General features: G+C 43.3%; 18 protein-coding genes and 1 pseudogene. 9 read left to right on the top strand and 10 right to left on the bottom strand.

Annotated elements, in window-relative coordinates:
• Nucleotides 1-114: 114 nt before the first annotated feature.
• Complete coding sequence (locus LZG71_RS13365; RefSeq protein WP_233821126.1) at nucleotides 115-543, top strand: hypothetical protein; 429 nt, start codon at nucleotides 115-117, stop codon at nucleotides 541-543.
• 52 nt (nucleotides 544-595) lie between these two features.
• Here the strand turns inward: LZG71_RS13365 and LZG71_RS30455 are convergent, their stop codons facing one another.
• Nucleotides 596-724 (bottom strand): hypothetical protein, encoded by a 129-nt coding sequence (locus tag LZG71_RS30455; protein ID WP_255713013.1) that lies wholly within the window; start codon nucleotides 722-724, stop codon nucleotides 596-598.
• Between the two features lie 630 nt (nucleotides 725-1354).
• Between LZG71_RS30455 and LZG71_RS13370 the strand changes: the two genes are divergently transcribed.
• The 3 genes from LZG71_RS13370 to LZG71_RS13380 all read left to right on the top strand — a co-directional run bounded on the left by LZG71_RS13370 (nucleotide 1355) and on the right by LZG71_RS13380 (nucleotide 3059).
• Nucleotides 1355-1723, top strand: a complete 369-nt coding sequence (locus LZG71_RS13370) for a glyoxalase (protein ID WP_233821127.1) — start codon at nucleotides 1355-1357, stop codon at nucleotides 1721-1723.
• On the top strand, nucleotides 1674-2339 hold the full coding sequence (locus tag LZG71_RS13375; RefSeq protein ID WP_233821128.1) for a Crp/Fnr family transcriptional regulator: 666 nt from the start codon (nucleotides 1674-1676) through the stop codon (nucleotides 2337-2339). The genes LZG71_RS13370 and LZG71_RS13375 overlap by 50 nt, the downstream gene beginning before the upstream one ends.
• 81 nt (nucleotides 2340-2420) lie before the next feature.
• Complete coding sequence (locus LZG71_RS13380) at nucleotides 2421-3059, top strand: hypothetical protein (RefSeq protein WP_233821129.1); 639 nt, start codon at nucleotides 2421-2423, stop codon at nucleotides 3057-3059.
• Nucleotides 3060-3244: 185 nt separating this feature from the next.
• Here the strand turns inward: LZG71_RS13380 and LZG71_RS13385 are convergent, their stop codons facing one another.
• Entirely contained in the window at nucleotides 3245-3580 is a 336-nt protein-coding gene (locus LZG71_RS13385) for a GNAT family N-acetyltransferase (RefSeq protein ID WP_233821130.1), read from the bottom strand.
• 326 nt (nucleotides 3581-3906) lie between these two features.
• Nucleotides 3907-4803, bottom strand: coding sequence for an AraC family transcriptional regulator (locus LZG71_RS13390; protein ID WP_233821131.1), 897 nt, complete (start codon nucleotides 4801-4803; stop codon nucleotides 3907-3909).
• A 206-nt stretch (nucleotides 4804-5009) separates the two neighbouring features.
• Here LZG71_RS13390 and LZG71_RS13395 point away from each other — a divergent pair, with 206 nt between their 5' ends.
• Complete coding sequence (locus LZG71_RS13395; RefSeq protein ID WP_233821132.1) at nucleotides 5010-6962, top strand: pyrroloquinoline quinone-dependent dehydrogenase; 1953 nt, start codon at nucleotides 5010-5012, stop codon at nucleotides 6960-6962.
• 539 nt (nucleotides 6963-7501) lie between these two features.
• Here LZG71_RS13395 and LZG71_RS13400 read toward each other — a convergent pair.
• Nucleotides 7502-8315: pseudogene (locus LZG71_RS13400) on the bottom strand (IS982 family transposase).
• Nucleotides 8316-8486: 171 nt separating this feature from the next.
• On the opposite strand from LZG71_RS13400, the gene LZG71_RS13405 reads away from it, so the two are divergent.
• On the top strand, nucleotides 8487-9485 hold the full coding sequence (locus LZG71_RS13405) for an HAD-IC family P-type ATPase (protein WP_233821133.1): 999 nt from the start codon (nucleotides 8487-8489) through the stop codon (nucleotides 9483-9485).
• Nucleotides 9436-9978 carry a cation transporting ATPase C-terminal domain-containing protein gene (locus tag LZG71_RS13410; protein ID WP_233821593.1) on the top strand — a complete coding sequence of 181 codons (543 nt, stop codon included), beginning with the start codon at nucleotides 9436-9438 and terminating at the stop codon, nucleotides 9976-9978. Before LZG71_RS13405 ends, LZG71_RS13410 begins: the two co-directional genes overlap by 50 nt.
• Nucleotides 9979-10396: 418 nt before the next feature.
• On the opposite strand, the gene pafA is transcribed toward LZG71_RS13410, so the two are convergent.
• From pafA to LZG71_RS13430, 4 genes are all read right to left on the bottom strand, one after another.
• The gene (gene pafA / locus LZG71_RS13415) at nucleotides 10397-12043 is read right to left on the bottom strand and encodes an alkaline phosphatase PafA (RefSeq protein WP_233821134.1); all 1647 of its coding nucleotides are present in this window, start codon (nucleotides 12041-12043) and stop codon (nucleotides 10397-10399) included.
• Nucleotides 12044-12122: 79 nt separating this feature from the next.
• The gene (locus LZG71_RS13420; RefSeq protein WP_233821135.1) at nucleotides 12123-14969 is read right to left on the bottom strand and encodes a TonB-dependent receptor; all 2847 of its coding nucleotides are present in this window, start codon (nucleotides 14967-14969) and stop codon (nucleotides 12123-12125) included.
• A 179-nt stretch (nucleotides 14970-15148) separates the two neighbouring features.
• Complete coding sequence (locus LZG71_RS13425; RefSeq protein ID WP_233821136.1) at nucleotides 15149-16225, bottom strand: FecR family protein; 1077 nt, start codon at nucleotides 16223-16225, stop codon at nucleotides 15149-15151.
• Between the two features lie 81 nt (nucleotides 16226-16306).
• The gene (locus tag LZG71_RS13430) at nucleotides 16307-16891 is read right to left on the bottom strand and encodes an RNA polymerase sigma factor (protein ID WP_233821137.1); all 585 of its coding nucleotides are present in this window, start codon (nucleotides 16889-16891) and stop codon (nucleotides 16307-16309) included.
• A 493-nt stretch (nucleotides 16892-17384) separates the two neighbouring features.
• On the opposite strand from LZG71_RS13430, the gene LZG71_RS13435 reads away from it, so the two are divergent.
• A complete protein-coding gene (locus LZG71_RS13435; protein WP_233821138.1) occupies nucleotides 17385-18362 on the top strand; it encodes a hypothetical protein in 978 nt (325 codons plus the stop codon).
• Between the two features lie 33 nt (nucleotides 18363-18395).
• Here the strand turns inward: LZG71_RS13435 and LZG71_RS13440 are convergent, their stop codons facing one another.
• Both LZG71_RS13440 and LZG71_RS13445 read right to left on the bottom strand, forming a co-directional pair.
• Nucleotides 18396-19088: a TlpA disulfide reductase family protein gene (locus tag LZG71_RS13440; RefSeq protein ID WP_233821139.1), complete on the bottom strand. Its 693-nt coding sequence runs from the start codon at nucleotides 19086-19088 to the stop codon at nucleotides 18396-18398.
• A gap of 243 nt (nucleotides 19089-19331) precedes the next feature.
• Nucleotides 19332-19676 (bottom strand): helix-turn-helix domain-containing protein, encoded by a 345-nt coding sequence (locus LZG71_RS13445; protein WP_233821140.1) that lies wholly within the window; start codon nucleotides 19674-19676, stop codon nucleotides 19332-19334.
• Nucleotides 19677-19927: 251 nt separating this feature from the next.
• Between LZG71_RS13445 and LZG71_RS13450 the strand changes: the two genes are divergently transcribed.
• The gene (locus LZG71_RS13450; protein WP_233821141.1) at nucleotides 19928-20635 is read left to right on the top strand and encodes a hypothetical protein; all 708 of its coding nucleotides are present in this window, start codon (nucleotides 19928-19930) and stop codon (nucleotides 20633-20635) included.
• Nucleotides 20636-20739: the final 104 nt, after the last annotated feature.

Here is a 20739-nt window from a genome sequence, read left to right on the forward strand (position 1 = left end):
CCAATCATCTTCTCCATGATTGCTGGAACCTCCCACATGGACCCAAAAATCCAGTCAAAATATATGGCATTAATCGGGTCACTTTTTCTGGGCTGATACGAAAGTTTATATCTCATGCGTGACAATTCCCTTCTCGGCCATGGCGACATGGCTTCATTCAGAATTAATCCGCCGGGGCCTTTTTCATGTTCGCCAAAAGTAGAATACATCTGCAGGCAAGCGACCGCACCGCTGTATATCCAACTGATCTACAATCACAAGCCTGTTTATTTTAAAAGCTCATACTTCGATCAGCTAGGCAATCCAAAATATGCAATTCAAAGCATTCTTGGTCAGCATCCTCCCGTTATCAGTCAGGTGATCGGTTTGGAAGAAGAACTTTTAGAATATCTAAGCAAAAACCAAACCGGTATCGTCGACATTGACGCATTGAAGGCAGATTACTATCTACTAAGCCGAGATCTTCTATTTTACTTGGAAGAGGGCTTTCAGCGGTTTATGACTACTTTCCTTCATGATGAGTGGAGAATTCGAATGACTTGACCACTAGATTCCGTGGCAGATTGACCACCAACCCATTCTTCTATTTCATGAGTTACACAACTACCAGCCAGTCATTTATACCGGTCAATTCAATCCGAAACGACATGATCTTAATTCCCGATTTAAGGTTGTCAACGGCTCCGTATTCTCCAGTCAGCATTAACAAAAAAAAACGTTCCACGTTAATTCAGCATCTAACATGTTGTAGAATGAAGTTATTTATCAAAAAGCTATCTTTCAAAAAGGAACCGTTGGGTCTTGGTATGCCTTTTCAAGACAAAATTTTATGGACTTTTTTCTACTTTAAACTACACACCGGAAGCATTCACACCAAACTTCTTTTTGAAAGCGGTTGAAAAATGAAATAGATTTCCAAAAACGCCCTCTGAATACACTTCCGAAGGGCGTTTGCTTTTTTGAGAAATAAGAAAAAAATGCCATTCCCAGTCTGCAGCTTTGAATCCAGTTTTCGGACTATGGTATTAAAGACTTTGGAAAGGTCTCTCTTCAATAAGGTAATGTTACGTTCTGTGATCTTCACAAATTGAGTTATTGGCCCATGTATGAATCCGGGAAGCTGAAAAGTTTTTCAGCCTAAACCTTTTCAGGAGGGGTTACTTGCACCGAATTTTCCAATACCAATGTATTTGCTAGCTGGAAAAGCCTATGTTATCTCATTAACCAAGCAAAAATTTATGAAAAAGAATACCCTACTGATTATAACATCAGTTGTTCTTGATCTCAATCAAGTTAACAAACGAGTACCACCTTCTAATTTTGCCACCAAATTAATTTAACCAAAATTACAATTATGAAACATACAGCCAAATCGATCCGGTCTTTCCTGGGAGCCAGGAACTTTGAACTGTCCAGAAGCTTTTATCAGGATTTGGGATTTCAGGAAAATGTGCTCTCTGAAGATCTTACTGTATTTAAGTTTGGCCAGTTGGCATTTTATCTCCAGCGTGCTTACGTAAAAGAGTGGATTGACAATACGATGATTTTTTTAGAAGTAGAAAATGTGGAGCGTTACCACCAGGAATTATCAGCAATGCAACTGAGCAGGAAATATGACGGAGTAAAATTATCTGGGATCCGAATTGAAGATTGGGGAAAAGAGTGTTTTTTACATGATCCGTCCGGAATCCTTTGGCACATTGGTGAATTTCACACAAAGTGAGTTGAAACATCATTCAGGTTTCAGACAAATCGCATATACTTACAAAGATTTAGTAAGCCCATGCGAGCCAATGTTAAAAACTGACCTTGATAAAACCGGTAGATTTTCCCAGTCTGATTTCGACAGACTAACGAAATATCTAGTACCAAGACAATTGAAAAAAAATGAAATACTGCTTGACCAGGGTCAGATCTGCCGGGCTGTTTATTTTATTTCATCGGGATCTGCGTACCAGTTCCGCTATGAAGACATCGAAGAAAAAATAACGGATCTTCACCTTCCGAAAGAGTGGTGTTTGAATTATTCAAGTTTTATTTCCCAGGCAGCTTCTCAAAATATTATTAAAGCGAACTCAGAAACAACTGCGCTCGAGCTCAGTGTGACGGCTTTGCATGAACTGATCGCTCAATCACCAGTATTTCTCCAGCTGGGAAAAATTCTGCAAGGAGCAACAACCAGAACACAGTATCTGGACAATTCCATGTCGCCCTCAGAAAGATATAATGATCTGATTAAAAACCGGCCGTTGATTCTGCAGATGTTCCCCTTAAAAATCATTGCGTCGTATCTGAATATGACCCCGGAAACACTCAGCAGGGTCAGAAGCTGTTTTTAATAACCGGAATTTCTTGATCTGCATCAAGCGGCATCGCGCCACAGACCAGCCATATTTGTTTTCAAATTAACTGGTATCAAAATGCATAAGACATTTACAAAAGTTTCCGGGGTCAGTCTTTGTTTTGGATCGCTTATATCGGTCATTACCATGACGCTTCATCCTGCTGGTGGCGGTGTTGAGCATATCATCAGAATTCAAAATGTTCTTGTTTTCTCCCACTCACTAGGCATTGCATGCCTTCCTTTTATGGGATTTGGCGCCTTGGGCCTGTCTTGCCTTCTGCAAACAAACAGCAAAACTTCACTGCTTTCTTTCTTTGTATTTTGTCTCGGATTGGTTGCAGCCATGATAGCAGCTGCCGTCAATGGGCTGGTACTGCCACAATTCCTGTCAGATCTGACAGCCAGGCCCGTGGAAAAGTCAATAGTCAATGCCATTGTCAGTTATGGTCATCACATCAATGTTTCCATGGCGAACATTTTCATTTTTGCCACCTGCATCTCCATATTAATCTGGTGTCTGCTGGTCATCCAAACACAGAAGCTTCCCAAAGCGTCGGGATATCTCGGTTTATCACTTTTGGGTTTTGGACTAATTTGTCTTCTGACAAAGGCAAACTTTACCGATCTGTATGGTTTTAGAATTTTTGTAGCCGGCCTGGCTACCTGGCTAACAACAACCGGTATCCAGATGATCATGAAAGGAAAAAGTAAGTGAAACAATAGCCAGATCGACAGCTAAGCATCTACAATATAATGCATTGAATTTTCGCAGCTAAAAAGAGGGCGCATAAATAAAAATTCAATAGCACGCCTCAAAAAGTAGCGAGAATTCAATTATTCACTCTTAGTGAAAGTTTGTTACGATCCAAATGAATTGTAGACAGATTTACTGGTTGGTGGTTAGTCAAAGAACTCCTTAGCATAGACAACCTGGCCGTGAACACCCTTCAAGGCATTGGGCTGGAGTTCGATTGCCATACAGTTTTCTCTGGGAACATCAAAGGGCAGGGATATACCGAATTCATCCGCAACACGATAACCGAATCTCGGATAGTATTCTTCATGCCCCAGCAATATTATAGATTGATAGCCCAAATCTTTTGCCCTTTTATGCGCAGCCTGGATGAGCATACCTCCTATTCCTTTCCCCTGAAATTCAGGTAAAACTGCAACAGGTGCCAATGCCAAAGAACTGAAATCCTGCTTAGCACTTGTGATATGGATTTTTGTAAGCAAAATATAACCAACTATAATATTTTCTATTTCGCATACCAAAGGATAACCCGGGTATGAAAGCTTGTGACTGTCTTAGTCGTTCTACCAGATGATGTTCCTGATGGTCACTGAATTTCTCATTTCTAAAAGCCATTTCTATCACTTCAAAAACGAAGCCGAAATCATCCGGTCTTTCTTCTCGAATATTAATATTCATTGTTACGATTTGTGTTAGGTACGTTGAACCGTACAGACAGACAAAAGTGCTCCCTGTGTAATTGGGTTATAAATTCGTCGGTGACATTAAACTGTTATAGATCAGCCAAAAGACGGTTGGCTCACACTGATTAATTCAATGATCTGTAATGATTCGGCGTCATGCCGGTACTTTTTTTAAAGACCCGGGTGTAATGGTGAGGGTACTTAAACCCAAGCTCGTAAGCGATTTCACTGATTGACCTGCTGGTATCCAAAAGCCGCTTTTTGGCCATGTCGATAATCTTCAATTGGATATATTCCATTGCAGTTTTACCGGTTTGCTTCTTGATCATATCACCAAAGTAATTCGGTGACAGGTTTAACTGCCTGGCGCAATAAGTGACTGCGGGCAAGCCGATCGTTTGTGGTTTGTCTGAATGGAAATATTCACTCAGCAACTTCTCGAATTTTTCGATGTTGCTTCGGTTGTCGTCATTCCGGGTGATGAATTGCCTGTCATAAAAGCGCACACAATAATTAAGAAATAACTCAATGTTTGCGGTAATTAGAATTTTGCTGTGTTTATCAGTTCCTTGTTCGAGTTCATACTTGATTTTCTCGAAACAATCCAGCACGATCTTCCTTTCCTTTTCTGATAAATGAAGCGCTTCTCTGGAATCATAAGAGAAAAAGGTATAATCATCAATGTATCGGCCAAGCGTGGTGCCATGGATCAGGTCTGGATGGAACAGGAGTGCATAGCCAGCAGGCTTGTAATCCTGGTTAATATCTACGTTGATGATCTGGCCGGGCGCTACAAACACCAACGTCCTGTCCTGATAGTCATACGTATGCCGGCCGTATTTCATATTGCCGCACTGAACATCTTTCAGGTAAACAGCGTAAAACCCAAAGTTCATCCTGGAAGCATAAACTTCGGGGGTAGTACCCGAAAAATCAAGAATGCTAACCAGAGGGTGCAGGTTTTGCCGATGATAAAATTTATCATGCTGACTTACCGTATCTATTCTTAATATCTTATCCATCCCGTTTTGGCTTTGAGTGTTCTTCAAATTTAGCAGTTAATGTTTACCGTGCATGTTTCTTATATGCACAACCTGTTAAAATGGTAGGAGAACCTGTATTTTGTGTTACTGTTATCTTTTTTCATACGTTGACCTTTGTGTCAGGGAAATTTAGCCAGAGAACATGGAAAGAAAGTAGAACTGCGCACATATTAAACCTTATAACAATGAATTTTAAAAAAATTAATAGACTAGGATTAGGCCAACGGACTTTTCAGGTCCTGTTGCTAATAACTTCCGTTTTTTTAGCAGAAACAGTCTTAGGACAGCAGCAGAAAGACAGAAGCTGGTCGGTTTATAAGGCAGATGCGGCCAGCTCTAATTACTTCCCTTTGGATCAGATTAATGTTTCGAATGTGGGCCAGTTAAAACCTGCCTGGACGTTGGCTATTAAAGACAATGCAGCGGGAACCAGGCCGAGTCAGTGTAACCCCATTATTGTTGATGGTATCATGTATGCTACTTCTGCCAGTCAGCACGCTTACGCCGTTGATGCTGCAACGGGAAAAAAATTGTGGTCATTTGATCCTTTCGACGGCAAAGAGAGTGGCGGTGAAGTAAACCGCGGGCTCACTTACTGGGAAAAAGGACTGGATAAACGTATCCTGTTTACAGCCAACAACCAGCTTTTTGCATTGAATGCTGCTACCGGGAAGCCGGTCACTTCCTTTGGCAAAGCAGGAAAAGTGGATATGAAGATAGGACTCAGAGATAACAACAAAAACATTTACGTTTCGTCTACTTCTCCTGGGATTATTTACAAGGATCTGATCATCATGGGCTGCCGCGTGCCGGATGTCTATGGTGCGCAGCCCGGTTATATCAGGGCATACAACTGCTTGACAGGAAAGCTTGTGTGGACGTTTCATACCGTCCCACTTCCGGGAGAACCTGGTTATGAAACCTGGTCGAAGGACGCGTATAAAGTAGTAGGTGGTGTCAATAACTGGGCAGGCATGAGCCTGGATCAGAAAAGAGGGATGGTATTTCTTGCGCTGGGTTCGCCTTCCTATGATTTTTACGGAACCGACCGGAAAGGGGAAAACCTGTATGGCAATTGTGTATTGGCACTTGATGCAGCCAGTGGAAAACATGTATGGCATTTTCAAACCGTACACCATGACCTGTGGGACTACGATCTGCCTGCACCACCAAACCTTGTTACCATCAAGCGGGACGGTCCCGATGGTCGGCCCCGAAACATCGACGCAGTCGCACAGATTACCAAACAAGGATTTGTTTTCGTATTTGACAGGGAAACGGGAAAACCTTTGTATGATATTGAAGAAAGAAAAGTGCCTGCATCCAATCTTCCCGGGGAAAGTGCATCGCCCACACAGCCCTTCCCGGTCAAGCCAAAACCTTTTGCACGCCAGTGGATCACCGAAGCAGACCTTACCAGTTATTCACCTGCCGATCATGATTCGCTCGTAGCCAAATTCAGGTCTATGCGCTACGAAGGGCTTTATACGCCGCCTGACCTGAAAGGCACGCTGCAACTGCCCGGCACACGTGGTGGTGGTGAATGGGGCGGTGCTGCGTTTGATCCGGCAACGAATTTTTTATACATCAAATCTAATGATGCTCCCGATATCATAACCATCATCAAGGGAGATCAAACGAAAGCAAGCAGCGAGTCGGCAGTGAAATCGAGTGTTTCAAGCCAGCTGGGAACAACGGATCGCAACGCACATGCCGATCAGTATCTGAATTCAACGGGTTATAAAACCTGGAAAGATCCAAGCGGTAATCCGGCCATTACCCCGCCGTGGGGAACACTGCACGCTTTGAACCTTTCCACAGGTGAATATGAGTGGCAGATCCCGTTGGGAAATGATGAAGCACTCCAGGCAAAAGGTGCACCTGAAACCGGTCAGGAAGGCAAAGCCGGACCCATTGTAACAGCTGGTGGTTTGATATTCATCAGTGGGACGGACGATAAAAAGCTGCGCGCCTTTGACAAATCAACCGGTAAACTTCTCTGGCAGGCGACACTGCCTGCCCTGGCCAATGCTACTGCTTGCACTTATGAGGTTAATGGAAAACAGTTTGTAGCACTTTCCGTTGGAGGCACTACTGAAAATCCGTCTGGATATTTGATGGCATTTGCATTGCCTTGATGTATTGTGGATAGAATGATTGGCTTGCTGAAACTAGAAGTCTGCTCAAGATGATTGGAGAATTCGTAGCCGTTGACCACCATAATTCGGCAATTAGTTTCATATCATTTCGCTCCTAAGTCACCAGATTAATGGATTGATTGATAATAAGATAACCTAAGAAAATCGAAACTCGGTTAATGGTTAATCTGCGACGGAAGCGGGTAGCCAAGCTTTTCGAATTCTCCAGTCAGAGAGCATCTTGTCTTTAAAGGCGGTGCATCTCCAAACAAGGCCTGGAAGCTCGTTGATCGTTTTTCAGAAGCATCGATTTTTCGATTGACCGGGGCTTCTTTGGTTATAACGGAGAATTAACAAAAAAGTAGAAGTCAGCGCTGAGAAAAGAAGCAGGACAATACACAACCGGCATTTTTTTGAAGAGCTTAAAACAAATTTACAGAACGGCGCTATGAGGTGAAATTCAATGTGGTTGATTAAGCTGATAGCGATCAGGATCCAAGAATTGTAGAAATATATTATCCCTAACTCGTTGGGTGAAATTATGTAATCTGAATTTTAATGTTGTTGATATTCCTTTGATACAAGAACTTGTTGATGTACTGAATCGAGGTCAGCGCTGTTATTTTGGCTAGAATTCTCGTTTTAAAACCGTCAAAGCTTTTAGCGTAATTTCATCTAATCATAAATTGGTCGCAAAGTTGTGAGAAAAGTGCCTCTATTCGTTTTCTGGTTTTTCTAAAAACAAAAGCTTGCTTTTTGTAGTTTTTCTGACGGTCGCCGCGCGATTGGATCTCATTGGAGTTCCCAATTTAATATTTACCGATTCAAAAAGGTCCAGCTGTTGTTGATTTGATATGTATCCACGATCTCCAAGTAAAACAATATCAGATAGTTGAGATCTTACTTCCTTTAAATACGCGATATCAAGAACATTTGCTTTGGTAATCTCAACAGGACCAAAAACACCAGTCATTGAACATATACCGTGTAATTTATATCCATAGAACCAGGTATTTTGGGACGCACAGTAACCTTTCTCCGGTGCTGTTTCAAAAGTCTCTTTACATATTTTAGCTCTTTTATATCTCGCCATTTTACATATTTCAAGTGGCATCGAATCCACGACAAAATAGTCCTCAAATTCCAGAAAGCTACGACTTAAGGTAGTTCTGATAAGCTCGGTCAAAGGAAATAATTTTCGTCTGCGTTTGTTAAATTGACTTCTTTCGAGAAGATTGGAAATCGAATCTTTCGGAATCATCTGAAACAACAGGTTTTCACTATCCAAAGACCGCGCGGCGTCCGCATATACCCCGCTGTTAAGCTTAAAGCAATAACTTGGAAATCAGTCATCTTAGGCTTTCTTCCTGCCTTTTTAATATCTATTGAGATGTTTAGTGACTCAATAGTTTTAAGAATTTTTGTATAATTTTTTCACTATTTTTGACATGCATATTGGGATTGGTTTGACGACTTTAATATACTTAAATTCAGCACATTAACCCAATATGCAATATTCTATTTTTGCTAATTACCGAAACAGCGCTGGTAGAATACGCTGCCGGCCAGTCAATCAACCGGCAAGGTGCTGAGGGGAAATATCCTTTACTCCAAAAAATACCTTTCGACTCCGACCGTATGCGTATGGCTACGCTTCATCAATACGGAGACCAATACCTGCTGTTGGTAAAAGGTGCGCCGGCCAGGATCACAGAGGTACTTTCAGAGAAATACGAAGATCAGAAAGAAGGCTGGCTGGCTCAAAACAGGCTGTGGGCGGGTGAAGGTCTCCGCATACTCTTCTTTGCTTTCAAAATATTGCAGCAAAAACCGGAAACGCTTACCTCTGAGATTGAGCAAGATCTTGATTTTCTGGCTATGGCCGCTATGATCGATCCTCCAAGGGAAGAAGTCATACAGGCCATCGCAGAATGTAAAACAGCGGGAATAAGACCGGTAATGATCACCGGAGATCAGCTTCAGCTGCTTACAGCCATTGCTGAGCGGCTACACATCGTAGAACCAGGAGAAGGCAAACCAATAACAGGGTCCGATTTGTCCGCATTAAGCGATCGCGAACTTTCCGCTCAGGTCAAAGACATATCCGTCTACGCAAGAGTAACTGCCGAACAGAAACTTAGAATTGTCAGCGCACTGCAGCAGCGTGGGCAGTTTGTGGTCATGACCGGCGATGGCGTCAACGATGCTCCCTCTCTTAAACAGGTCAATATTAGCATAGCCATGGGCATTACCGGATCTGACGTAGCCAAAGAGTCAGCGGACATGATCCTGCTTGACGATTATTTTGCAACGATCATCAAAGCCGTCAAGGAAGGACGGCGCATATACGATAACATCCGCAAGTTTATCCTTTATGTACTATCCTGTAATCTCGGAGAGATACTCGTTATTCTTTGCACTTGTTTTTGGTTTACCTATACCGCTACTGCCGATCCATATTCTTTGGATCAATCTGGTTACAGATGGACTTCCCGGTGTTGCCCTTGCGGCCGAACCTGCTGAAAAAAACATTATGGAACAAGCGCCCAGGCCCCCTGATCAGAGCTTGTTTGCTGGCGGATTAATCCAGCAAATTGTTATTCCCGGGATACTGATGGCATCAGCGGCCTTTGTATTAAAGCTTATAGCAATAAGCAAAAATTTCAGCGTAAGTACACAACAGACTATGATTTTCACTATGTTATGCATCGTACAGCTGGGCAACGCACTGAGTGTCCGTACAGTAAAACCGATGTTTAAATCCAGTCCTTTGCGTAGTCCTACCCTACTGCTTACCATTACACTGACCATTGCACTACAGGCGCTTTTATTGTATGTACCATTACTGAGAAGTATCTTCAAAATAGAGAAACTGTCCTCACAATCATTGCTGCTGACCGTAGCTGTCTCTTTGATTTGTGTGGTAGCAATAGAATTATCCAAGATGTTTGTAAACAGTAAATGGGGACCTGGAAAACAAGAACTATCCCCAACAGCCCGGCAAACACGGCCATAACACAACTGCCAGGACTGAGACAAAACCAGAAGGTTTTTCGGCTATCTTTTCGTGAATTAAGACAGACAAAGCCCGTTCCAGGATAGGATTTTCACTTTTGCAGATTCAGCACAACTACCAAAATTGAATTTGTATAACCTGGGCAGGCGTAGTTGCAAAAATTCCCGACAAGACAGCGGCCAGCACAGGGCATGCCAGAAAAGTAATTAAATCTTTCGCAGCAGTGAAAGATTTATTGCCCAAAGCAGTTAATGTTTACCTATGGGGTTTAAGGTATCACCAAACCCTGGACCGGAAAGTAGCAAGAAACACCTCATTTATAATTATTGGTATCGGCCTGATCAATGGCAAACGCCTTAAAAGGGGAAGAACATTATATAATTTAAAATGGGGCAAACCAAAATTTGCCCCGATGATATTATCTGTCAATTAGCTCAACGACAACCTCTCCCATATTCCCATTGGGCTCCAGAATACTAAGCAGGGCTGCCAGTGTGGGTGCTGTATCCCAGACGGCCGTTCTGCGGAAGGTCTCACCCCGCTTTACACCCCATCCATAAAACAGCAGCGGTATGTGCGTATCATTGTTGTAGGGCGATCCGTGGTTGGCAGCGATCGGCCCGGCCATCCAGCCCGGCTCAACGACAATCTGAATCTGACCGCTTCTTTTCAAGTGAAAGTTATTTCTGTATAAGGTGCTCTGGTATTCATTGAGATCTGACTTGTAAAGCTCATTAAGATTCAAAACGTTTGCAACACCATCAAAATGCATCAGCGTTTTACGGATGACCTTAAATACAGCTTCGGTGGTGATACCCTTCTGCTCAAGCAACGGCTCATTGAGGTAGTACTGAAAATTCTCACTTGCCGCAATCAGCTCTCCTTCCCCGAATTTGCTCTTTAAAGCATTTCTCACATCGCTATTCATCCGGGTGTAGTCGATCCTTCCGGCAGGCAGCTTGTGCTCCTTCCAAAAATCAGCTACGTCCATAACGCCATGATCCGCTGTAAGAAAAAACAGATAGTTATCCTTTCCAAGTTTTCTATCAAGTCTGGCAAGTATTTCTGCTATGTCCTTGTCAAGTCTGAGATAAATGTCTTCTGCTTCCACCGAATTTGGCCCGAAGCCGTGACCAACATAGTCCGGTGACGAAAAACTCACCGCTAAAAAGTCGGTGGCAGCTCCCATACCCAGACTTTCATGCTCCAATGCCTGCAGGGCCATTTCCTTTGTAAGCGTATTGCCATGGGGTGTTGAAGAGAGAATTCCATAAGCGTCCCCGGCTGTCCCGGCCAGCTCATAGGGGAAAACGGATTTTTTAGCGGGAAGGAATTTTGCTTCATAAGCTTGATTGTCAGAAGTGCTTTCAGTGTAATGCTCCAAAGGAAGCAGTGTTTTCCACCCTTGTGAAATGAGCGCCGCAGGACGTTTTCTGGCGTTATAATTCACCAGCCATTCCGGCAGTTGCCTGGCGTAAAAGCTACTGGTGATCCAGTTTCCCGTTTTGCTGTCAAACCAGTAAGCAGCATTGGCCGTGTGACCGGCTGGCAGTATGGCTCCACGGTCCTTAAGGGCAATTCCGATCACTTTCGATTGGAAATTGCTTGCCAGCCGCAACTGATCTGTAATGGTACTGACAAGCATATTTTTAGGTGACATCCTGCCCGCAGCAGCGTTTGAGCTTCCCACAGTCGCAGCACTGCTATCACCAACACAATATATTCTTTTATTCAAATGGCTGTCAAACCAGTCGTTGCCAACTATCCCGTGAACGGAGGGTGCCGATCCTGTGTATACGGAGGCGTGGCCGGCGGCTGTAACAGTAAGCGCATAGTGGTAGTGGTGATTACGGCAGTTAAAACCCTCACCAAGAATCCTCTTAAAGCCTCCCTGCGAGTACTTATCGTAAAACCTGTAAAGATAATCATAGCGCATTTGATCAACCACCACACCAACAACCAGTTTTGGACGCTTGACAGCTCCGGTGTGCTCTATATTTTTGGCATCGCTTAAAACATTGCACAGTAGTGCAGCAATCGTCAAGGCGAATCTGATGTATTTCATTATAGAGAGAAAAGTAACTGATGACAACTACAACCAGACAATTGATACTGTCTGGTTGTAGTATGATTAAAAAATAAAATCAGAAGGAAACAGTCAGGGCTGTCCACAAGCTCCTTGGCAAAATAACGCGTCCGATCTGCAGCGATCCTTGTTCGAAAGCTCCGTTTGCCAGAAACTGATCGCCGCGAATGTTTCCTTCGGTAAGACCTCTGCTGTTGGCCAGGTTATCTGCCCATACTCTCAAACCGATCGCCTTGGTAACCCGGAAATCAAGTCCGGCAGAGATTTCGTTGTACCCGCCCAGACGATACACATTGCTCGGTGAGGTGTATCGTTTACCAATCTGCCGGAAACTGAAAAACGCATCAACGATCTTGTAAGTATAGCTCGCTGAGAGCTCCATGATGTAGTTGGGGACCCGTTCGGCATAATTGCCCGACCAGATGTAAGGTTTTCCGGCAAGATCCTCACGTGCGTTATCCGGGGCAGTGACTTCGTATTTGGTATACTTGCTGTTTTGAAATGTTGTGGTGAGTCTGAAATTCAGTTCTTTTGAAGGCGTATAATTCGCTTCTATTTCCGCGCTTATATTGCGGCTGGATGCAAACGTGGCAATATTGATAAAACCGGCGGTCGTGTTTGGTATGGCCATCGTTGAAGCAATGTTGGTCAGTCTTGCGTAAATAAGTGAGCTGAATAGTGAGAACCTGGTAGTATTTACCTTATAGCCGCCTTCTGCCATCAATACGCCTCTGTCTTTAACGTTTGCTGCATTGAAATTGAAATTGGAGTAGTCCCCGATGTTCAGCGCGCTGTAAGTGCGGGTAGCCCTTGCGAAAAGTGCATGGCCGTCACTGACCTTGTAATTAAGCCCCAATGAGCCGGTAAGATATGAATTGGTTTCATCAAAATGGGTGTAGTTGGAAAAGGGCGCCACATTCACAAGTCTTTTTCCTTTGACATGGAACCTGTCGACACGTAGGCCAACATCGGCAGTAAGTTTGCCAAAATTGATCTCATCAGCTGCGCTCACAGATGATATGGTTGTCAAACCGTCGCGAAAGGTGGCGATATTGACACCACTGTAACCATTTCCGGAATCCGAGCCAATCAGCAGCGTGCGGGGTTTATCCTTGATTTCGGTGTAAAAGGTAGCTCCAAGCGAATATGTGTTTACGTCGTAAGAATGAAAGGCCCCGCCGAAAGAAATCGAATGCCGCCCGATTTGCTTGCTTACATCCAGAATGTCAACAAACTGATTGTCGCTGGTCGTGGTGCCTGCAAAATTCTGGCCCGTGTAAAAACCACTAGGACTGACAAGCTCCTGGCCACCCGGGTAATAATATTTCACAGAGCTTCTGTAAGCGGTTGCAGCCGTCACTGTCGAACCTACAAAACCTCCATTGGTACTCTGGTATCTGAGGTTGTTTTTAATGCTCCACTCGTTTTTTGTGGTGTGTTTAAATTCGGCTCCGGCTGAAACTGATTTCAGATGTACTCCGTCTGCAAAATCATAACCCCGTTTTTGGCCGTCCGGACTTGTCAGCTCCACTTTTGTATCTCTTGTAGCCAGAATCTGTGTCAGCGGATCAAATCCTGGCAGCGCTTTGCCTTGTCCGGAGCCGTCATAACTGTAATAGGATGGCACCAGCCAGGTGGTTCTGTCATTGAGGTATTTACCGTAAAACCGGATATAACTGTTGGGCCTGAACTGATAGGTAAGATTCATTTTGAGCTGACCGCCTTCATTGGCACGGTAGGATGGCGGGCGGATGCCATTATCTGCACGGTAAAATCCTCCGACATTAAACCTGATTTTGGAAGCAAGCGGACCGCCCACGTTAAGATCAACCCGGTTGGCATTTTGAGATAAACCCCGTGTATACTTGACCTTGCCCCCGAATTTCTCACCCCCTGTATTTGACAAAACATTTATTAATGCACCAGGTGTATTGGCCAGAATGATGGCCGCATTTCCACCACGTACTGCTTCGACATTTTTCACTGTCAGATCCACCTTGTAGTATTGATCCGCAGACGGACTGGTACTGAACCCTGTCGGCAAAACAGGTAAGCCATCCTCCATCACGCCCATAAAAACATAACCACCCCCGGGTAAACCCCGTACCCTGACGCTGCCTGGCCCATCTCCCCCACTGCTTTCTACGGACAGGCCCGGAATTGCCTTGAGCATATCAGTACTATTTAACGGAGGGCGTTGGGTGAGTTGTTTGGCGCTTATGGTTGTGATGGCAACACTTGACTCTATTTTTTTCCTGGGTGAACCTCCCGATGTTACTACTACCTGATCGAGTTGCAAATTATCTTCCAGCAGCACAACGTCCACCTTGAGATCATCACCGGTAACTTCTATTTCTTTTTTGAGACTTTTGAATCCGACACTGGTGAACTGAATGGTGTATTTTCCATCGACAATGTTATTGAAGGTGAACATACCATCCTGATCTACAATCTGATTTCTGGTCTGGTTGAGAAATACGGTAGTACCAATCAGTAAATCTCCTTTCACGTCCGTCACCTTACCGCGGATCGTGCTGCCTTCTATTCTTGGCTGAACAATCGCCAGTGGTGTGAGAATGTTTAAGGTATTCTTTTTGAGAACGATGTATTTGCCAGATACCTCATAACTTATTCTTAATGGAGATAATACTTCGTCGAGTACACTGCCCAGCGTTTCACTATCTGCTGAAACGGATACTTTTTCACTTACCGAAATCAGCTGTGGTACAAAACTGAATTTAACATCCACTCTCTTTTCAATCCTGGAGAGCACATCCCTGAACTCCTGGTTGTTGGCCTCAATACTCAGCCGCCTCTTGAGTAAATCCTGACCGTAACCTTCTTTTGCCATACTCATGCTGAAGGTAAGCAAGATCATAAACAACGGTGGAACCGTGATTTTCATAACTGAGATTAGGGAAGAGAAAAATTGTCGATATTTTTCCATAGTTTTGAAATGGTTTTGTTAATTAATTAAGAAAGGATTGACGAACTACACCTTTTCAATCCTTGCGAGGGAGACGAAAAGGGCCTTACTGGTCGGAAATGTCGCGAGCATTTCCGACTTTTTTATTTTGACTTCTCTTACTTACATACTTTACCTTCGATGTGAATTTCACTTCCTACCACCTTGTAGGCAGTACCAAGCGTTTTACATATCACGCTTAATTTATCGTAGAGGCCTTCATTTTCAAGACTAACGATCAAAGAGCAGTTTTCAAAACCTGATTTGTCATAAACTATATTGATTCCGTAAGCTTTTGACAACAAATCGAACACCTCACCAACAGGCGTATTTTCGAAAGAAAAATCACTGGCTTTAAAACCTTTGTCTACCACAACAGGACGATCGACCAGCGTTTTTGCCAACCGCGCATCACTGCGCGAGTAAACAGCCTTCTGATTAGGCGTAAGCAAAAGGCCTGAAAGAATCGGGCTTTGTTTTTCAGCCGATGCTTCAAATTGATCCTGACTGACCACTGCCACCTTCCCTGTTACCACGGATACAGTTACATCCTTGTCCTTCTTGTTTGCAGTGATGGCAAAACTTGTCCCAAGAACCTTGGTGACCAGCTCGTTTGAGTAGATGATAAAGGGTTTTTCGGCATTTTTGGCAACGTCAAAAAAAGCTTTTCCTTCAAGATAAACAGTCCTTGTCTTCACATCAAAATCCTTATCGTATTCAAGGCTGCTGCTGTCTTGCAGAATCACAACACTACCGTCTGATAGCCGTATTCTTTCTGGTTGCCCGGATGTATTTGTGTGCAGGGTGCTCGTGGAGATACCAGTGATTTGGCCTGCCCACTGAGCCAGATTTCGCTGCTTTTGGGTGAAGCGGTATCCGATTAAACAGACCACCAACAGGGCTGCTGCCACTCTCAAATAGACAGGTCTGAAAATTATGATTCTCTTTTTCCTGACAGTCCCATCTTTGATGTTTTCCCAGATATGCTCAGCTGTATGCTGGTCCTGATCGCTTTGCTGGGTGGCCTTCAAGGACAAAATGAGCTTGCCCGCATCGGAGGCCAAATCTTTTTGGTGCGGATTCTGCAAGAGATAATCCTGCCAAAAAGCAGGATCCCCTGCCCCCAGAACCCAGTCCTTAAAAGAATCATCTGCTAAAAAATCATCGAGTTGATATGTGGAGCGGTCTTGTTTCATTTGTCAGATGTTTAACACCCAATGCAGAAAACAGCCTTTTTTAATCCATTTTTTTTAATAAAAAATCATAAATATTTACAATCAACTGACTATAAGCAGAATAGATATGAAAAATTTTACGTTTTCTTTCAAAAATTTAAGGCCTCCGTAAATGAGTTTACAAGCCGACTGATAGTTCACACCCATCATTTCGGCAACCTGCTCGTTGTTGAAGTCATGAAAGTACCTCAGGTTTATAGCCTCCTGCTGACGGGGTGACAATTTCAATACAGCTTTTTTTAATCTGTCAATGCGCTCGGATTCAATTTCGTCATCGAAAACGGAAAAGACAACCGACGTATCGGGCAAAGTATCGAAGCCACTGTCGAGCGAAACCAGCGTGCCCCCTTTGAAGAATTTGATAAGCTTATTTCGAAGTGAACGGAAAAGATAGAACTTGATAGAATCCGTATCGCTTAGCCGCTGCCGGCTATGCCAAAGCTCAATGAAAAGGTCCTGAACAGAATCCTGAACCTGCTGACGGTCAGGATTGATCTTGTTACCATAATTGAGCAAATCCTGTATGTGTTTTTGATATATCTGGCCAAACGCAGATTCATCTCCTGACTTGAACGCTTTCCAAATCAAAGTTTCGTCTGTTTCCTTGTACTGCTGCGATGGTTTCATATACTGATGCAAAGTAATTCATTTCAGACAGATCCGGTAACACTTATTCACTATTTCAAGATTAAATTTAATATTTACACAAATCATCCTGGATCGTCAGATCACACAGAGGCGCTTAATTGAAGATTTGTGCCTATTTCCTGTTTGCATTTTATAACCAGACCGATCGCGCGTTACTTTTGAAATACCAAACTCCTAATTTGGTCCTACCCCTCAAAGTCCGCTCTGAACTGATTATTTAATATATTTCTTAGTCTCTGTGGCTTTTCAGCCACCTTTGGCCAGCAAGACACGATAGAGCACCGCCTGAGAAAATGAAAGTTTGACAGTTTCAGTGAAGTACACTTGTAGTATTGTAGTGTTAAAACCCAAAGGCAACTCAAATTATCTGTTAAGCCGTGCAGTTTTTGTATGTTTGCCACTAAAATGTAATCTCCCTTACCAAATGAGCAGAAGGCATCTCCCAGGGTTGGTTTTAATCACAATATTGTGTTTGCTTTCCTGTAGAAAGAAGAAGTCACCGGAAATTGTTCCTCAGATTTCCGGGGTCTTTGTTGCAGGAAACGACAGTGATCAGTATGGGAACCCGGTTGCAGCGTACTGGAAAGATGGTGTGCTCATGGTACTGAGCAGCAAATACTCACAGACCACGGGCATATTCATATCTGGTAACAGCGTATATATTTCGGGACACCAGGCGGAAGGCAATGCACAGTATTGGAGGGATGATAAAGTTGTTCATCTCACCAAAGACGAGCAACCAGCGTATGCTGCGGCAATCTGCATATCGGGTAATGACGTCTACGTGGCCGGTTTGAAAAATTTTGATGGGGTTCTTGAATCGGCCATGTACTGGAAAAATGATGTGCCTGTGCGCCTGACTGACGGAACTTCGAAGGTCACCATTTCAGGAATCGCTGTATCAGGCAATGACGTTTATGTTGTGGGATCTGAACATAGCCCTGGCAATTCAACAGTTAACGCCAAGTATTGGAAAAATGGAAAGGCCGTCAGCCTTGCGGCCAATACAAATAACTCCTACGCAAACGATATTACGGTCACAGGAAATGATGTATACATCGCCGGATGGGAATTAACCCCCGATAATCATTCTATTGCAAAATACTGGAAAAATGGTATTCCTGTAAATCTGTCAGCAGGTAATACCCACGAAAAAGCAACGGCAATTACCGCAATTGGAAACGACATTTATGTTAGCGGTGATCGGGCGACTTTATCGAATACCAGCATGGCGCAGTACTGGAAAAATGGCGTTTCCGTAAGTCTAACAAGTGGGGATACACGTGCATACACTTCCGATATCGCTGTGTATGGTGGTGACGTATTTGTATCTGGCACGGAAGCTGCACCAAATGGCAAGTACGTAGCCAAGTACTGGAAAAACAGCACTGCAGTCAATCTTACAGATGGGACACGTGACGCCTATGCCGGTTCTATTGCTGTAAAATGAGCGGCGCAGATATACCGGCATGGATGCTCCCGACTACCTGATGATGTTTTCTTCTATCGAGCTAACTATCTTTTCATTGAGTATCGGGGAGTTGGTCCTCAAATCGGTTCGTGATCCATGGTAAATCGCCTTAATAATTCCTGATTGATCAACGATGATGTGGTAGGGATAACTATCTACCTCCAGTGCTGCAAATATCTGGCTTGCGCCAGGTAGAATCAGGTAATTAAAAGGATGTTTTGCCAACCTGATTTTTATTTTTTCGCTCTGCTCGGGTGCAGGGGCAATGAATACTACCGGTTTCCCGTAGTATCGCCCCACCAGTTCATTCAGTCTTGGCATCTCCTCAATGCATGGGGCACATGTGGTAGACCAAAGATTTATCACCACCAGTTTTCCCGAAAATGAAGAATTATCATGCAGCTTACCACTTAGATCTTTCAAATTAAAAGCAGGAAACGATTTGCCAATCCATTTTGACGCAAATTCTTCAAATGGATCGATAGTTAAAACTTCAAAAGTAAATTGTACTTCCGAATCTTTTTCCATCTTATCGATAATTGCAATCGGTTTACCACGGTTGGCAACACTGATGCTATCAAACTGTGATTTGGTGTACCTGTGACCGCCAGGATCTATGTATACTTTTGGCTTTTCCGGCTGGGCCGAAACGCTTACATTTATAATAACCACTAGCAATACAGATATCAAAACGTCAAGGTGCATGGTGATTCAGATCAAGATTACTTAGAACACCATAAATGTACAATCCAATAGAGGTATATTTACAATAAGTGGCAGATTTTAATATACATGCTACAATAGAGGCGCATATCTTGTCTCTAATCACATGAATCCAAACCGCTCACTCAGGAACACAGATACGACCACAGATCAAAACTTGCCTGCTAAAAAATGAGATACCTTGTCTAAAATATTAAAGACGGCAACATTTCCCTCTTTCACAAACTACCTTCGGCGGCGCATTTTTGCAGATTTGAGGTACCTTTCAGCCTCCTGGTGTAGTTCCTCTGCCGTTTTTCTTCTGCCATTTTTGATCCACTCGTAAAGTTCGCTCCTCTCAAAGTACAGCCGTTTGCCCTGCTTGTGTACAGGTATTTCCATTTTGCAAACCTTACTGTAAATGGTAGACGTTGACAGACTTAAAAACAGGGCAGCCTCCGATATGGTCATCAGATGCTTACTGGAAGGATCAGAATTTCTCAGATTCTCCAGGTGTTCTTCAATTCGCAGCAGCCTTTCTCTTATTTCACCTACTACTGTCGGTAAATGCTCAAAAGTAATCTGATCCATAGTCACAAAGTTTTAAGTTTATATAACCCCCAAATCACAACCAACCTCACTGGATTTTTACACTCTGCACCAGCAACTATTTCCGGTCAACACTGTATTTTGCTCAGACATGCAATTTTGATACTGAACAGCCAATACGTCAAGTTAAGAGACCGTACTTTAAAGATAAATATAATTATGACAAATAAAATATTTTAACATAATTATATTTTAATCAAATTCTTACCTTTACAACACAAAGACTCCGCAAAATGAAAAAGCAGCCTAAGTTAAGTTTCAAGGTGTATTCCAATAACCGGTTGCAACCCGTGTCTTTTCATGGACAACCTACATCCCCGCTTTATATTCAGGTGATCTACAATAAAAAGCCCATATACTTCAAGAGTTCTTACTTCGATCAGCTTAGCCACCCAAAGTATGCAATTCAAAGCATTCTTGGACACCAGCCTCCCGTCAGTGACCAGATTGTCGCTTTGGAAGAACGACTTTTGGGGCATCTCACCAATAAATACAGTGACGACTTTCAGCTAGATACGTTTAAGCGTGAATATTATCTTCTAAGCTACGACTTGCTCTTTACGCTGGAAGAGGGTTTCCAGCGATACCTAACCACATTTTTCCAGGATCAGGGCCTGCCTGTCCTGTCATTTCTTGTTGCAGCTGGTGGGACACGGAGTACGTCCGAGCACATTCTCAATGACTTGAAAATTTCTCTCGACAAGCAACTTTTTCGGAAATTAACGGAAGGTGCAGTTCACTACGCGCCGCCTTACATTCCTTTATGCGCATTTTTAAGATCCAGTAAAAGGCAGATTGTTCCGATCTTATCCGTTCAGGAATGGACATCCGTAAATTTCAAAAGTGATTTTAAAGCATTTCTACATGCCAACTATCCCGGCTATGATTTTGATCAGATAGAGCAGTATACAATAAAATTGATGCAGGCTTATCAGAAATAACGACCTCTGGCAGTGAGGCTTGCATTGATTTTCCTAACTTATCGGCAAACTCCAAATTTCATGTATGTTCTTGAATATTGGAATGTTTGCGCACGCATATTTTT

Source organism: Dyadobacter sp. CY312, assembly GCF_021390535.1.
Classification (GTDB): domain Bacteria; phylum Bacteroidota; class Bacteroidia; order Cytophagales; family Spirosomataceae; genus Dyadobacter.

Bases quoted from the DNA above. Each gene is read 5' to 3' on its own strand.
- LZG71_RS13365 (WP_233821126.1), top strand. From the start codon at position 115: ATGCGTGACAATTCCCTTCTCGGCCATGGCGACATGGCTTCATTCAGA.
- LZG71_RS13370 (WP_233821127.1), top strand. From the start codon at position 1,355: ATGAAACATACAGCCAAATCGATCCGGTCTTTCCTGGGAGCCAGGAAC.
- LZG71_RS13375 (WP_233821128.1), top strand. From the start codon at position 1,674: ATGATCCGTCCGGAATCCTTTGGCACATTGGTGAATTTCACACAAAGT.
- LZG71_RS13380 (WP_233821129.1), top strand. From the start codon at position 2,421: ATGCATAAGACATTTACAAAAGTTTCCGGGGTCAGTCTTTGTTTTGGA.
- LZG71_RS13390 (WP_233821131.1), bottom strand. From the start codon at position 4,803: ATGGATAAGATATTAAGAATAGATACGGTAAGTCAGCATGATAAATTT.
- LZG71_RS13395 (WP_233821132.1), top strand. From the start codon at position 5,010: ATGAATTTTAAAAAAATTAATAGACTAGGATTAGGCCAACGGACTTTT.
- pafA (WP_233821134.1), bottom strand. From the start codon at position 12,043: ATGAAATACATCAGATTCGCCTTGACGATTGCTGCACTACTGTGCAAT.
- LZG71_RS13420 (WP_233821135.1), bottom strand. From the start codon at position 14,969: ATGAAAATCACGGTTCCACCGTTGTTTATGATCTTGCTTACCTTCAGC.
- LZG71_RS13425 (WP_233821136.1), bottom strand. From the start codon at position 16,225: ATGAAACAAGACCGCTCCACATATCAACTCGATGATTTTTTAGCAGAT.
- LZG71_RS13430 (WP_233821137.1), bottom strand. From the start codon at position 16,891: ATGAAACCATCGCAGCAGTACAAGGAAACAGACGAAACTTTGATTTGG.
- LZG71_RS13440 (WP_233821139.1), bottom strand. From the start codon at position 19,088: ATGCACCTTGACGTTTTGATATCTGTATTGCTAGTGGTTATTATAAAT.
- LZG71_RS13445 (WP_233821140.1), bottom strand. From the start codon at position 19,676: ATGGATCAGATTACTTTTGAGCATTTACCGACAGTAGTAGGTGAAATA.
- LZG71_RS13450 (WP_233821141.1), top strand. From the start codon at position 19,928: ATGAAAAAGCAGCCTAAGTTAAGTTTCAAGGTGTATTCCAATAACCGG.